We start from the raw sequence: 13,381 nt of genomic DNA, 5'->3' as shown, positions 1-13,381 counted from the left end.
GGTAACCTAGCAAGATATCAAAAGATATATACCATGTTAATAAAAATGTGGCCTGCGTATAAGTTAATACGCAGGCCACATTGGATCGAAAAAACTGTTATGGATTATACTTCAGCTTCTTGTGCCGGTGTTTCAGTTGCAACAGTTCCTGCAGGTTGCTTACTTTCTTTCTCCTTAACTGAAGCTGGAGATTGTGGTGATTGAGGTGGCCGTGGTGGCCGCCCGTCCATAATGTCTTTGATTTGCTCGCTATCAATCGTTTCCCACTCAAGCAGCGCTTTAGTCATAGCTTCTACTTTATCTCTATTCTCTTCTATAAGTTTACGAGCAAGTCCATATTGTTCATCAACGATACGGCGAATTTCCATATCAACTTTTTGCATAGTTGCTTCACTTACATTCTTATGAGTGGTTACCGATCGCCCAAGGAATACTTCGCTTTCATTTTCACCGTAAACCATCGGTCCCAGTGTGTCCGACATACCCCATTGAGTTACCATTCTTCTAGCAGTTTCAGTAGCACGCTCAAAGTCATTGGAAGCACCTGTAGTCATCTGATTCATAAATATCTCTTCTGCGATACGCCCACCAAACATGACCGCGATAGTTTGTAGAATCTGGTCACGATCCATACTATATCTATCCTCCGCTGGTAACTGCATCGTCACACCCAGTGCTCGTCCACGAGGAATGATTGAAACTTTGTGCACTGGATCAGTTTTTGGTAAAAGATAGGCAACCACAGCATGTCCTGATTCATGATAAGCAGTATTACGGCGTTCATTTTCAGGCATTACTACCGAGCGTCGTTCAGTACCCATGAGAATCTTATCTTTTGCGCGTTCAAAATCCTCCATATCAACTAAACGTTTGTTAGCGCGTGCTGCAAATAATGCTGCTTCGTTAACCAGATTTGCAAGATCTGCACCTGACATGCCAGGTGTTCCCCTTGCAATTACATCCGCATGAACATCTGGAGAAATGGGCACCTTCCGCATATGAACCTGAAGTATTTGCTCACGACCTCGAATATCAGGAAGTGGCACGGTAACTTGCCTATCAAAACGACCTGGACGCAATAAAGCAGGATCAAGTACATCAGGACGATTGGTTGCTGCAATCACGATTACACCCATATTGCCCTCAAAACCATCCATCTCTACCAGCAATTGATTCAGCGTTTGCTCACGTTCATCATTTCCACCGCCTAGACCAGCGCCGCGTTGCCGACCAACTGCATCAATCTCATCAATAAAAATAATGCAGGGTGCATGCTTCTTAGCTTGCTCAAACATGTCTCTTACCCTGGATGCACCAACACCCACGAACATCTCGACAAAATCAGAACCCGAAATACTGAAAAAAGGAACTTTCGCTTCTCCTGCTATAGCCCGAGCTAATAGTGTTTTTCCAGTTCCTGGATTACCCACCATTAGCACACCTCGCGGGATACGCCCACCCAATTTCTGGAATTTTGTAGGATCCCTCAGAAATTCAACCAACTCGGCTACTTCTTCTTTTGCTTCTTCGCAACCTGCGACATCTGCAAATGTTACGTGATTGCTATTTTTGTCCAACATCCTGGCTTTACTTTTACCAAAAGAAAATGCTCCGCCACTTCGTCCACCGCCTTGCATTTGACGCATGAAGAAAATCCATACTGCAATCAGCAATAGCATAGGGAACCATGAAACAAAAATACTCATTAGCATAGAGGGCTCTTCTTCGGGTTTAGCTTCGACAATCACCCCTGCTCTGAGCAGGTCACTGACTAACCATGGATCTGACGGCGCATAAGTTATAAATTGCCGACCATCTGATTTAGTACCTTTAAGTGTGCGCCCATCAATAACTACTTTCGCAATCCTGCCTTGATTCATTTCATTGATGAACTGAGAGTACTCCAGCGGCGCCTGTAATGATTGACGTACAGTGAATTGATTGAATACTGTCATTAGCACCAACGCAATCACCAGCCAAATAGCCATATTTTTAATTAAATTATTCATGACAGCTCCTTGGTTTGCAGCTTAATAATGTACCAGAATGTTAAGTTTCTCATTCTAATCCTATTTTGTAATATTTGTGACAAAACCGGTTATTTGAAAATATCTGATTGAATAAAACTTAATATCCGCTATTTAATTAACAAAACGTATATTCAGTCTAACAGATTTTTTCTAACCCCAATAAATATAGTTCGCTACTTCGATCTCGTGACGCCTTAGGTTTACGAACAACCACCTTTTTAAAGCTTGCTCGCATATCCTTCAGATATTGATCGAAATTATTCCCTTGAAAAAATTTGACAAGAAAATTGCCACCAGGGTTCAATTGCTCCCTGGAGAACATCAAAGCCAATTCAGCAAGATATGAACTACGTGCATGGTCACTGACTCCAATACCAGCTATATTTGGTGACATATCTGAAATTACAAGATCTATCGAATAATTTCCAAGACAAGTTTTAAATTTTCTCAGAATCGCTTCTTCGCTGAAATCACCCTGAATAAAAGTGACCCCTGACAAGGAAGGCATATCGAGTATATCCAACGCAAAAACTCTCCCACTTTTTCCTATTTTTTCAATGACTACTTGTGACCAGCCACCAGGTGCTGCCCCCAAATCTATAACCGTCATTCCAGGTTTAAAAAGTTGATCTCGCTCAGCTATTTCTTTTAATTTATAGGCGGCTCGTGAGCGATAACCTTCTTTTCTTGCTTGTTTAACAAAGAAATCATTCACATGTTCTTTCATCCATGCTTTACTAGTTTTAGCAGATTTCATTGAGTAATAAAATAAAATTTTAGAAAGGATTTATTCTATGTTGAAACTTAATACTTCCCAACGCCGATCGCTTGCTGCGCGAGCTCATCACATTAACCCAATCGTGATTATAGGTAAAGACGGTCTATCAGCAGGCGTAATGAACGAACTCGATAAAGGACTCTCAAATCACGAACTCGTCAAAATTAAAATATTGAATGGAGATAGGAAAGCGAGAGCCCTATTGCTTGAAGAAATCTGCCAGCAGTTGGAAGCCTTTCCTGTTAATCATATCGGTAAAATTCTTGTAATTTATCGTCCAGAAACCGAAGAAAAGAAACCCACCTGCTAAGATTTCTCAAAAAATCAACTTAACCACAAGAAACTAACCTTTATTCTTCTAGCAGGAATTAATCAATACTTTAAATGTATTTTACATCTAGAATTTCATATTCCCTGATACCCCCTGGCGCTTCTACTACTGCTATATCACCCGCATACTTACCGATCAAGGCACGGGAAATTGGAGAGCTGATAGAAATTTTTCCTTCTTTAATATCAGCCTCGTCATCCCCTACAATTTGGTAGGTTACTATCACATCACTGTCCATATCCTTAAGATCGATCGTCGCACCAAAAACACAGGCCCCATCCGCATTTAGCAGCGAAGGGTTGATGATCTGAGCGTTTGAAAGCTTAGCCTCCAGTTCAGCAATACGTCCTTCGATAAACCCTTGCTTTTCCTTTGCCGCTTCATATTCAGCATTCTCAGAAAGATCACCATGTGCACGCGCTTCTGCAATAGCGGCAATGACAGCAGGACGCTGTACAGTTTTCATCTCATGTAATTCTGCACGCAGTTTGTCTGCGCCTGTCACGGTTAATGGAACTGGACTCATAACACTTTCCCACCTTTTATTATCGATTTCATATTATTTATTTGGAATTCATTCTTTTTCATTATGCATGCAGTTTTTGTAAGTTATAGGCTTGCAACTCGCGCATTTCAGCGATACCAACACATGCGGCACGAGCTCCAGCCATAGTCGTGTAATAGGTAACTCTCGCTTGTAACGCAGCATGCCGGATCGAATATGAATCCTGAACTGCGCTGCGCTTATCGGAAACGGTATTAATAATCAGGCAAATTTCTCCATTCTTGATCATATCCACGATATGTGGTCGACCCTCTGCAACTTTATTTATTTTATTAACAACTAAACCAGCCTCAGCCATCGCTTCAGCAGTGCCATGAGTGGCATAAATAGTGAATCCTAATTTTGCAAATTTTTGAGCAATATTGACAGCCTCTGGTTTGTCACTGCGCCGCACGCTGATAAAAATTTTGCCAGTCATGGGCAACCGAATACCTGTAGCAAGTTGCGATTTAACGAATGCCTCTGCAAAAGTAGAGCCCACTCCCATGACTTCACCTGTAGATTTCATTTCAGGCCCCAATATAGTATCTACGCCAGAAAGTTTAGCAAAAGGGAAAACCGCTTCTTTCACAAAAAAATAAGACGGTTTGACCTCACGTAAACTACCTTGATCGGCTATTTTCTTACCAACCATGCAACGCGCAGCAATTTTTGCTAACTGAAGGCCAGTTGCCTTAGAGACAAAGGGAACCGTACGAGATGCTCTGGGATTAACTTCTAATACATATACAGTCTCATTCTGGATAGCAAACTGTATATTCATTAATCCCTTCACATTGAGAGCACGAGCCATGATCCCGGTTTGCCGACGCAATTCATCTTGCATGGCCGAAGACAGATTAAAAGGGGGTAGAGAACAAGCAGAATCTCCTGAATGGACACCTGCCTGCTCAATATGTTCCATTATTCCACCAATTAAAACGGTTTCTCCATCAAATATTGCATCGACATCTACTTCAGTTGCATTGGTAAGAAAATTATCTAGCAGAACTGGTGAATCATTGGATACCTTGACGGCTTCACGCATATAACGCTCGAGTTCACGTTGCTCATGAACAATTTCCATAGCACGACCGCCAAGCACATAACTGGGACGAACGACTAAAGGATAACCAATGTCATTTGCTGCTGACAAGGCAGCCTCCGCACTACGCACTGTACGGTTAGGGGGCTGTTTTAACCCTAACTTGTGAAGCATCTCTTGAAAGCGTTCACGATCTTCAGCACAATCTATCATATCTGGACTGGTACCTATAATCGGAACACCATTTGCTTCAAGTTCCTCAGCAAGCTTGAGAGGCGTTTGACCACCATATTGCACAATAACGCCCACCGGTTTTTCTATTGCCACAATTTCAAGCACATCTTCCAGTGTAAGCGGTTCAAAATACAGTCGATCAGAAATATCATAATCCGTGGATACCGTTTCTGGATTACAATTGATCATGATAGTTTCATATCCATCTTCACGTAAAGCAAGCGATGCGTGAACACAGCAATAATCAAATTCAATCCCTTGTCCAATTCGATTAGGCCCACCACCCAGTACAATAATTTTCTTTCTGTCACTGGGATCTGCCTCGCATTCCTCTTCGTAAGTAGAATATAAATAACTCGTATAAGTAGCAAATTCTGCTGCACAGGTATCCACATGCTTGTAAACAGGACGTAAATTTTCTTGATGCCGGCGTGCTCGCACAGCCGTCTCAGTTGTATTAAGCAATTTGGCCAGCCGTCGATCGGAGAAACCACAGCGCTTTAATTTACGCAGTGCCTGTAAATCGAGTGAATCTAACTTTTTCCCTCTAAGCGCTTTTTCTTTTTTTACTAAATCCTCAATTTGTGAGAGGAACCAAGGATCAATGTGTGTAAGATAATGAATCTCATCAAAAGAAATATTGCAACGGAATGCATCAGCAATATACCAGATACGTTCAGAACCAGGGTGGCCCAACTCAGTTTCAATGGTTTCGGTATCAGTGGTTTTTTCATCCAAACCATCTATGCCAGTTTCTAATCCGCGCAATGCCTTTTGTAGCGATTCCTGAAAAGTGCGGCCAATAGCCATCACTTCTCCTACGGATTTCATCTGAGTAGTTAGACGATCATTGGCTTGAGGAAACTTTTCAAAAGCAAAGCGTGGAATCTTAGTTACCACATAATCAATAGTTGGCTCAAAAGAAGCAGGTGTCATCCCTCCGGTAATATCGTTACCAAGTTCATTGAGCGTATATCCGATCGCCAGCTTAGCAGCGATTTTAGCGATGGGAAACCCTGTCGCTTTGGACGCCAATGCTGAAGAACGTGATACACGTGGATTCATTTCAATCACTAACATACGGCCATCTTGCGGATTAATAGCAAATTGCACATTGGAGCCACCTGTCTCTACACCAATTTCACGCAATACCGCAATAGATGCATCACGCATACGCTGATACTCTTTGTCAGTAAGAGTTTGTGCCGGTGCAACTGTAATCGAGTCACCGGTATGAATACCCATTGGATCAAAATTTTCAATAGAGCATATTATGATGGAATTGTCATTTTTATCGCGCACTACCTCCATTTCAAATTCTTTCCAGCCAATGACGGATTCTTCGATAAGGAGCTCCTTAGTGGGAGAAATATCCAATCCACGCTCGCAAATTTCAACGAATTCTTCACGGTTATATGCAATTCCTCCTCCGCTGCCACCTAAGGTAAATGATGGCCGAATAATAGCAGGATAACCAATCATGGCTTGGACTTGCAATGCTTCTTCCAGACTATGCGCGACTGCAGAACGTGCTGAATTTAACCCAATTCGCGACATCGCCTCTTTAAATTTTTCCCGATCTTCAGCTTTATCAATGGCCTCACGGGATGCACCAATGAGCTCCACGCCATATTTTTCGAGAACACCATGTTTAACTAAATCAAGCGCGCAATTCAGAGCTGTTTGCCCCCCCATTGTTGGCAATAAGGCATTAGGACGCTCAATCTCAATTATCTTCTCAACCATTGTCCAGGTGATGGGTTCGATATATGTTGCATCGGCCATTTCTGGATCAGTCATAATGGTAGCAGGATTGGAATTAATCAGAACAATACGGTAACCTTCTTCACGCAAGGCTTTGCATGCCTGCACACCGGAGTAATCAAATTCACAGGCCTGACCAATGACAATTGGCCCAGCTCCAATGATGAGAATGGATTTTAAGTCAGTACGTTTAGGCATATTCCTCTAACCAGGCAATCTGTAAAACTGAATGTGATACAAGCTACTATGACTCAAATTAATTTTTTTTACACTGATTCATCTGATCGATGAAACGATCAAATAAATAATCCACATCGTGCGGACCAGGACTCGCTTCTGGATGCCCTTGAAAAGTAAAAGCCATATTTTCATTAAGTTCAAAACCTTGCAGGCTATTATCAAATAGCGATCGATGGGTAATACGTGCGTGAGATGGAAGCGTATTGATATCTACGGCGAATCCATGGTTCTGACTTGTGATGATCACCCGACCACTATCCAGATCCTGAACAGGGTGGTTTGCCCCATGGTGACCAAATTTCATTTTGATTGTTTTAGCACCAATTGCAAGGGCAAGTATCTGGTGCCCTAGGCAAATACCAAAAAGTGGAACTTTTGCTTCCAGCAATCTCTGGGTAATATTAATCGCATAATTGCAGGGCTCTGGATCTCCAGGTCCATTTGATAAAAATACACCATCGGGCTGCGAGGCTAGAATTTCATTTGCCGGTGTTTGCGCTGGAAATACTGTTACCTTGCAATGACGTTGCGCCAGCTTCCGCAATATGTTACGTTTGATCCCGAAGTCAAGAGCAGCAACATGGAAGTGGGTTGTTGGTTGAATATGATATCCTCCCCCCCACTTCCATTCACCCTCTTGCCATTCGTAGGTTTGCTTACAGCTAACGACTTGCGCAAGATCCATGCCTGCTAATCCTGGGAATGCTCTAGCTTTCTGCAATGCTTCGGATTCATTGATCCTTCCAGTCATAATACAGCCAGCTTGAGCCCCTTTTTGCCTTAAAATACGCGTAAGCTTACGTGTATCAATCTCAGCAATAGCAATGACATTATGATTTTTTAGAAAGGTAGGAAGTGTTTCAGTTTTTCGCCAATTACTAGAAACGGGAGGCAAATCTCGCACTACCAAACCAGCAGCATAAACTTTGTTGATATTAGATGATTCTATATCTTCTAAATTAGTCCCAGTGTTACCAATATGGGGATAAGTAAGTGTAATAATTTGCCGACAATATGAGGGATCAGTAAGAATTTCTTGATAACCTGTCATAGCTGTATTAAAAGCAACCTCACCAGTAGTTATCCCTTCAACACCGACAGAAATTCCATGAAAAACGGTGCCATCTTCTAAAACGAGGATAGCACGTGGATGTTGTGACACAAAAAGACTCCTTATGGATCTGACCAGACTTAAAGACAAACGTAGACTCACATATTGTCCACGTTCAAAATCTCTATTGATTATACGTGAGATAAAGTGCGTTTTCTATGGAATAGCAGGCATACTGCCAAACATACAAAATTATAGCATTATCAACAAAACGCTTTATAGTTATTATCAATTATTCAACAGATCTAATAGGCTGTTAAAAACATATTTTAGCAGTCGAGATATACAGAAGATAGGTAGAAACAGTCGAAAAAATAAAGTTTATACTTGATAAATGAGCATTTTGAGCCAATTTTTAACAGCGCAGCGACAACGGCGAGATATTTTCAACAGCGTGCTAAATCAGGTACGATCCGATCAATTGTTAACACAAAGAAAATGACATCCTTAAAGGAGATTGAGTGATTAATAATATTGGCTTTATTGGTTTGGGTATCATGGGGAAGCCCATGGCAGGCCATCTTATTCGAGGTGGGCATAAATTATTTCTACACTCTCGTAGCGGCGTACCTGAAGAACTTATCAAAGAAGGTGGTAATCGTTGTGCTACACCCAAAGAAGTCGCCCAAAATGCAGAAATTATTTTTCTGATGTTACCCGATGCGCCTGATGTTGAAAAAGTTCTATTTGGTCACGGTGGAATCGCTGATAGTTTGAATAAACATCCCACAAAAAAAATAATCGTGGATATGAGTTCTATCTCTCCCCTCAAAACCATAAAATTCGCGGACCGAATCAACCAGTTAGGTTGTGATTATGTGGATGCTCCTGTTTCAGGAGGAGATGTGGGTGCGAAAAACGCTACACTAACTATTATGGTCGGAGCTGACGAAAGTGTATTTGACAAAATAAAACCCATACTTGGTTTGATGGGACAAACCATCACGTTGATAGGTGCTAATGGTGCGGGTCAAATTTGCAAGGTTGCTAACCAGATTATAGTTGCGCTTACAGTAGAAGCAGTAGGCGAGGCACTCCTGTTTGCGTCCAAGGCGGGCGCTGATCCTGCAAGAGTACGGCAAGCTTTACTGGGAGGGTTTGCTTCCTCACGTGTTCTTGAGGTTCATGGAAATCGTATGATCAAGCGTTCATTTGATCCAGGATTTCGGATCGAATTGCAACAAAAAGATCTCGCTATCGCCCTTTCATGCGCATCTGAATTAGGCGTCAGTTTACCCAATACAGCCATAACCCAATCGCTTTATAATGCATGTATTGCTCATGGAGACGCCAAGTGGGATAACTCCGCTATTGTTTGCATGCTTGAAAAATTAAGCAATCATCAAATAAAAAATTAATACCGATTTATGTCTCGTTTCGAATTAGTCAGTAAATTGCGCTCTTTTCTTACTCGTGATGCTGTTTTATATGAAACGGAGGATTTAAAACCATACGAATGTGATGGTCTATCTGCATACCGGCAAACGCCGATGATCGTTGCGCTCCCTCAAACAGAAGAAGAAGTAGTCAAAATTCTACAAATTTGCCATGCCACCCAAACCCCGGTAGTTGCACGTGGCGCAGGAACAGGCCTATCGGGTGGTGCGCTGCCTCATGATGAAGGTATTTTGCTATCGCTAGCCAAATTAAAACAAATACTTGAAATCGATCCAATAACACGCACGGCACGTGTACAACCGGGGGTAAGGAATTTGGCGATTAGCGAAGCAGTTGCGCCATACAGTTTGTATTACGCGCCTGATCCTTCATCACAAATAGCTTGCACGATTGGTGGCAATGTAGCTGAGAATTCTGGCGGAGTACATTGCCTGAAATATGGGTTGACTGTCCATAATATTCTCAAGTTACGAGTACTAACCATGGAAGGCCAAGCAATTGAAATTGGAAGTAGTGCGCTCGATAGCCCAGGCTATGATTTGCTGGCTTTAATGACTGGCAGCGAGGGAATGCTAGGTATCATCACCGAGATCACGGTTAAGCTCACTCCAAAACCTGAAAAAGCACAATTAGTAATGGCAGCATTTAATGATATCCAAAAAGCTGCAGATGCTGTGGCCAATGTCATCAGTGCTGGAATTATTCCGGCTGGCATGGAGATGATGGATAGGATCACTATCCATGCCGTGGAGGATTTTTTGCATGCCGGCTATGATTTAGATGCTGCTGCCATTCTATTGTGCGAAGCCGACGGTATGACAGAAGAGGTAGCAGATGAAATTCAAAAGATAAGTACAATCATGCAAGATAATGGCGCAATCAAAATCAGCATTTCACGCGATGAAACAGAGCGGCTGTGTTTTTGGGCAGGACGCAAAGCTGCTTTTCCTGCTGCCGGCAGGGTATCACCCGATTACTACTGTATGGATGGAACGATTCCTCGCAAGCGTTTAGCGCAAGTATTACATGATATTGAAACGCTCTCTGCTGAATATGGCTTGCGCTGCATGAATGTTTTCCATGCCGGGGATGGTAATTTACATCCATTAATACTTTACGATGCCAATCAACCTGGAGAATTAGAGAAAACTGAAGCTTTCGGCGCTAGAATATTGGAAATATGTATTGAGGCTGGCGGAACGATCACTGGAGAACATGGCGTTGGAATAGAAAAGCTAGATCAAATGTGTCTTCAATTTAAATCTGCCGAACGAAACCTATTTCATGCGATCAAACATGCTTTTGATCCTGCTGGCTTATTAAATCCCGGGAAAGCAATTCCAACGCTCCATCGCTGCGCAGAATTAGGAGCCATGCATGTACATCGTGGCGAAAATAAATTTCCAACGATCCCTAGATTTTGATTAAGCAATATACTGGGTAAATTCCTCCAAACTATATTATTTTTTTTACTTTATGCCAAAAGCAGTTGAACACTTTATTCATACAATCAATGCTGCGGTAAAAAATAAAAAACCGCTTTATATCCGTGGCGGTAACAGCAAATATTTTTATGGTGGTCAGCTAACTAGTCAAACATACGAAATACTTGATGTTGCAGCATATTCGGGTATCGTAAATTACGAGCCGAGCGAGCTTATCGTAACCGCACGCGCAGGTACACGCCTGTCTGATCTTGAAGCAGTATTATCGGAACATCATCAGATGCTCGCTTTTGAGCCGCCTCATTTTGATGAAAATGCCACACTCGGTGGCTGTATCGCCACCGGTCTTTCTGGGCCCCGAAGAGCCTATACGGGAGCAGCTCGTGATTTTGTGCTCGGGGTACGCATGCTGGATGGCAAAGGGGATGATTTACATTTTGGCGGACAGGTCATGAAAAATGTAGCAGGTTATGATGTTTCACGTCTTGTAACCGGCGCGATGGGGACCCTGGGAGTGCTACTGGAAGTTTCACTCAAGGTATTGCCGCTACCGTCAATGGAGATAACGCTAGGTATGCAGATGACAGAATCTGAAGCAATTGACAAAATGCATCATTGGGCAAGCAAACCATTACCTATTTCTGCTACCTGCTTTTATAATGATCATCTTTTTGTAAGACTCTCCGGTGCCGAATCTGCGGTGCATGCCGCTCGCCTTAAACTGGGTGGAGAAGAAATTAAACAAGCCAAATCGTTCTGGCAATCCATACGCGAGCATACCCATCCCTTCTTTCATTCAGGGGCGAGACTGTGGCGCTTATCACTCAAATCTTCCACCCCCAAGCTACTACTGCCAGGAGAACAATTATTAGAATGGGGGGGCGCATTGCGCTGGCTGGCGAGCGACGAAAATTTAAATGAAAACACTATTCGGGCGCAAGCAGAAACAGCAGGTGGACATGCTACTTTGTTTTATGGTAACAAATCCTCTGCTCAAATCTTTCATCCCTTAACATCTTATATGATGACACTTCATAAACGCTTAAAACAAAAATTTGATCCCGCGGGAATATTTAACCCAGGACGAATGTATCCAGAGTACTAAAAAATGCAGACGAATCTTGCTGATTTTATTAAACATACCCCGGATGGCCAGGAAGCTGATGCGATATTGAGATCCTGTGTACATTGTGGCTTTTGCCTGGCTACATGCCCCACTTACCAGTTATTGGGCGATGAATTGGATAGCCCACGCGGTCGCATTTACTTGATGAAGCAAGTCTTGGAAGGGCAGCCAGCCACGCAGAAAACACAACAGCACCTGGATAGGTGCCTTACTTGCCGCGCTTGTGAAACAACCTGCCCTTCTGGCGTTCGATATGGTCGACTAATCGATATTGGGCGAGGTGTTATTCACAAAAATGTAACACGCGGTACGCGCGAGAGAAGCATGCGGTATCTATTGAACAAAATCTTACCTAATCGATATTTATTCACATCTTTATTTAAAATAGGCCAATTTTTCCGTCCTTTAATTTCGGGCAAATTAAAAAAATCAATCCCTGCCAAGATTCAAAATAGCAGAAAGTGGCCCACAAAAAAACATCAACGAACTATGCTTGTACTCGATGGATGCGTGCAACCGGAGTTTTCGCCTAACATCAATATTGCTACTGCGCGCGTTCTCGATAAGCTTGGAATTTCGCTAATTACAGCGGAAAAAGCAGGCTGCTGTGGTGCGCTCTCTTATCATCTTGATGCTCAGCAAGATGGATTGAATTACATGCGTCGCAATATCGATGCGTGGTGGTCACTTATTGATGAAAAAAAGAACACACAGCCGATAGAAGCCATTGTGATGACAGCAAGTGGTTGCGGAGTCACTGTCAAGGATTATGGATATTTATTACGCAACGATCCAGCTTATGGAGAAAAAGCCAAACAAATTTCAGCATTAGCTAAAGATATCAGTGAGATATTAGCAGCAGAAACGGTTAATTTGGCTACTCTTCTTGAAAAAACTGGACAATATGACAAAACAAAGCTTGCGTTTCATTCTCCCTGCACGCTTCAGCATGGTATGCAGATCCGTGGTGTCGTCGAAAAAATACTAAGTATGACTGGTTTTACGCTTTGTTCGGTTAAAGATGCTCATCTTTGCTGTGGTTCCGCTGGCACTTACTCCATCCTTCAGCCAATATTGTCTCAACAATTGCTCAAGGAAAAATTAATTAACCTTACTGCCGAGAAACCAGATCAGCTTGTAACTGCAAATATTGGTTGCTTAATGCATCTACAAAGCGGTACATCATTACCCGTCAGGCACTGGATAGAAGTTTTGGATGAAATATTAAGTGGTGAATTCTTATCATAAGTGCATAACCCGTTTATCAAGCCGGGATGTTTGCCAACCAAGCAGCCAAGAGCAAGGTATGGTAAAAGGCATTCCAACAAATAATTG

At 42.4% G+C, this 13,381-nt stretch carries 10 protein-coding genes; 5 read left to right on the top strand and 5 right to left on the bottom strand.

Going from position 1 to position 13,381, the window contains the following annotated elements; translation table 11 throughout:
• Positions 1-104: 104 nt before the first annotated feature.
• On the bottom strand, positions 105-2,009 hold the full coding sequence (ftsH, locus tag BM122_RS05895; protein ID WP_074904458.1) for an ATP-dependent zinc metalloprotease FtsH: 1,905 nt from the start codon (positions 2,007-2,009) through the stop codon (positions 105-107).
• A 157-nt stretch (positions 2,010-2,166) separates the two neighbouring features.
• The gene (locus BM122_RS05890; protein ID WP_074904457.1) at positions 2,167-2,787 is read right to left on the bottom strand and encodes an RlmE family RNA methyltransferase; all 621 of its coding nucleotides are present in this window, start codon (positions 2,785-2,787) and stop codon (positions 2,167-2,169) included.
• Between the two features lie 37 nt (positions 2,788-2,824).
• Here BM122_RS05890 and yhbY point away from each other — a divergent pair, with 37 nt between their 5' ends.
• On the top strand, positions 2,825-3,118 hold the full coding sequence (gene yhbY, locus BM122_RS05885; protein ID WP_074904455.1) for a ribosome assembly RNA-binding protein YhbY: 294 nt from the start codon (positions 2,825-2,827) through the stop codon (positions 3,116-3,118).
• 70 nt (positions 3,119-3,188) lie between these two features.
• On the opposite strand, the gene greA is transcribed toward yhbY, so the two are convergent.
• The 3 genes from greA to carA form a co-directional block, all read right to left on the bottom strand.
• Positions 3,189-3,665: a transcription elongation factor GreA gene (gene greA / locus BM122_RS05880; RefSeq protein WP_074904454.1), complete on the bottom strand. Its 477-nt coding sequence runs from the start codon at positions 3,663-3,665 to the stop codon at positions 3,189-3,191.
• Positions 3,666-3,726: 61 nt separating this feature from the next.
• Positions 3,727-6,924 carry a carbamoyl-phosphate synthase large subunit gene (gene carB, locus BM122_RS05875; RefSeq protein WP_074904452.1) on the bottom strand — a complete coding sequence of 1,066 codons (3,198 nt, stop codon included), beginning with the start codon at positions 6,922-6,924 and terminating at the stop codon, positions 3,727-3,729.
• A 58-nt stretch (positions 6,925-6,982) separates the two neighbouring features.
• Positions 6,983-8,128, bottom strand: a complete 1,146-nt coding sequence (carA, locus tag BM122_RS05870; RefSeq protein ID WP_074904451.1) for a glutamine-hydrolyzing carbamoyl-phosphate synthase small subunit — start codon at positions 8,126-8,128, stop codon at positions 6,983-6,985.
• Between the two features lie 410 nt (positions 8,129-8,538).
• Here carA and BM122_RS05865 point away from each other — a divergent pair, with 410 nt between their 5' ends.
• From BM122_RS05865 to glcF, 4 genes are read left to right on the top strand one after another with little or no spacing between them, the layout of a single operon-like run.
• On the top strand, positions 8,539-9,435 hold the full coding sequence (locus BM122_RS05865) for a 2-hydroxy-3-oxopropionate reductase (protein ID WP_442753694.1): 897 nt from the start codon (positions 8,539-8,541) through the stop codon (positions 9,433-9,435).
• Between the two features lie 9 nt (positions 9,436-9,444).
• Positions 9,445-10,899 (top strand): FAD-linked oxidase C-terminal domain-containing protein, encoded by a 1,455-nt coding sequence (locus BM122_RS05860; protein ID WP_074904449.1) that lies wholly within the window; start codon positions 9,445-9,447, stop codon positions 10,897-10,899.
• 52 nt (positions 10,900-10,951) lie between these two features.
• Positions 10,952-12,025, top strand: a complete 1,074-nt coding sequence (glcE, locus tag BM122_RS05855; RefSeq protein ID WP_074904448.1) for a glycolate oxidase subunit GlcE — start codon at positions 10,952-10,954, stop codon at positions 12,023-12,025.
• A gap of 3 nt (positions 12,026-12,028) precedes the next feature.
• Positions 12,029-13,294, top strand: coding sequence for a glycolate oxidase subunit GlcF (gene glcF, locus BM122_RS05850; RefSeq protein WP_074904446.1), 1,266 nt, complete (start codon positions 12,029-12,031; stop codon positions 13,292-13,294).
• Positions 13,295-13,381: the final 87 nt, after the last annotated feature.

Source organism: Nitrosomonas communis, from assembly GCF_900114745.1.
GTDB lineage: Bacteria > Pseudomonadota > Gammaproteobacteria > Burkholderiales > Nitrosomonadaceae > Nitrosomonas > Nitrosomonas communis_A.
Note: the sequence above shows the minus strand (reverse complement) of the source record. Positions and strands in the feature narration are given on the sequence as shown.

Bases quoted from the DNA above. Each gene is read 5' to 3' on its own strand.
- ftsH (WP_074904458.1), bottom strand. From the start codon at position 2,009: ATGAATAATTTAATTAAAAATATGGCTATTTGGCTGGTGATTGCGTTG.
- carB (WP_074904452.1), bottom strand. From the start codon at position 6,924: ATGCCTAAACGTACTGACTTAAAATCCATTCTCATCATTGGAGCTGGG.
- BM122_RS05890 (WP_074904457.1), bottom strand. From the start codon at position 2,787: ATGAAATCTGCTAAAACTAGTAAAGCATGGATGAAAGAACATGTGAAT.
- yhbY (WP_074904455.1), top strand. From the start codon at position 2,825: ATGTTGAAACTTAATACTTCCCAACGCCGATCGCTTGCTGCGCGAGCT.
- greA (WP_074904454.1), bottom strand. From the start codon at position 3,665: ATGAGTCCAGTTCCATTAACCGTGACAGGCGCAGACAAACTGCGTGCA.
- BM122_RS05860 (WP_074904449.1), top strand. From the start codon at position 9,445: ATGTCTCGTTTCGAATTAGTCAGTAAATTGCGCTCTTTTCTTACTCGT.
- glcF (WP_074904446.1), top strand. From the start codon at position 12,029: ATGCAGACGAATCTTGCTGATTTTATTAAACATACCCCGGATGGCCAG.
- glcE (WP_074904448.1), top strand. From the start codon at position 10,952: ATGCCAAAAGCAGTTGAACACTTTATTCATACAATCAATGCTGCGGTA.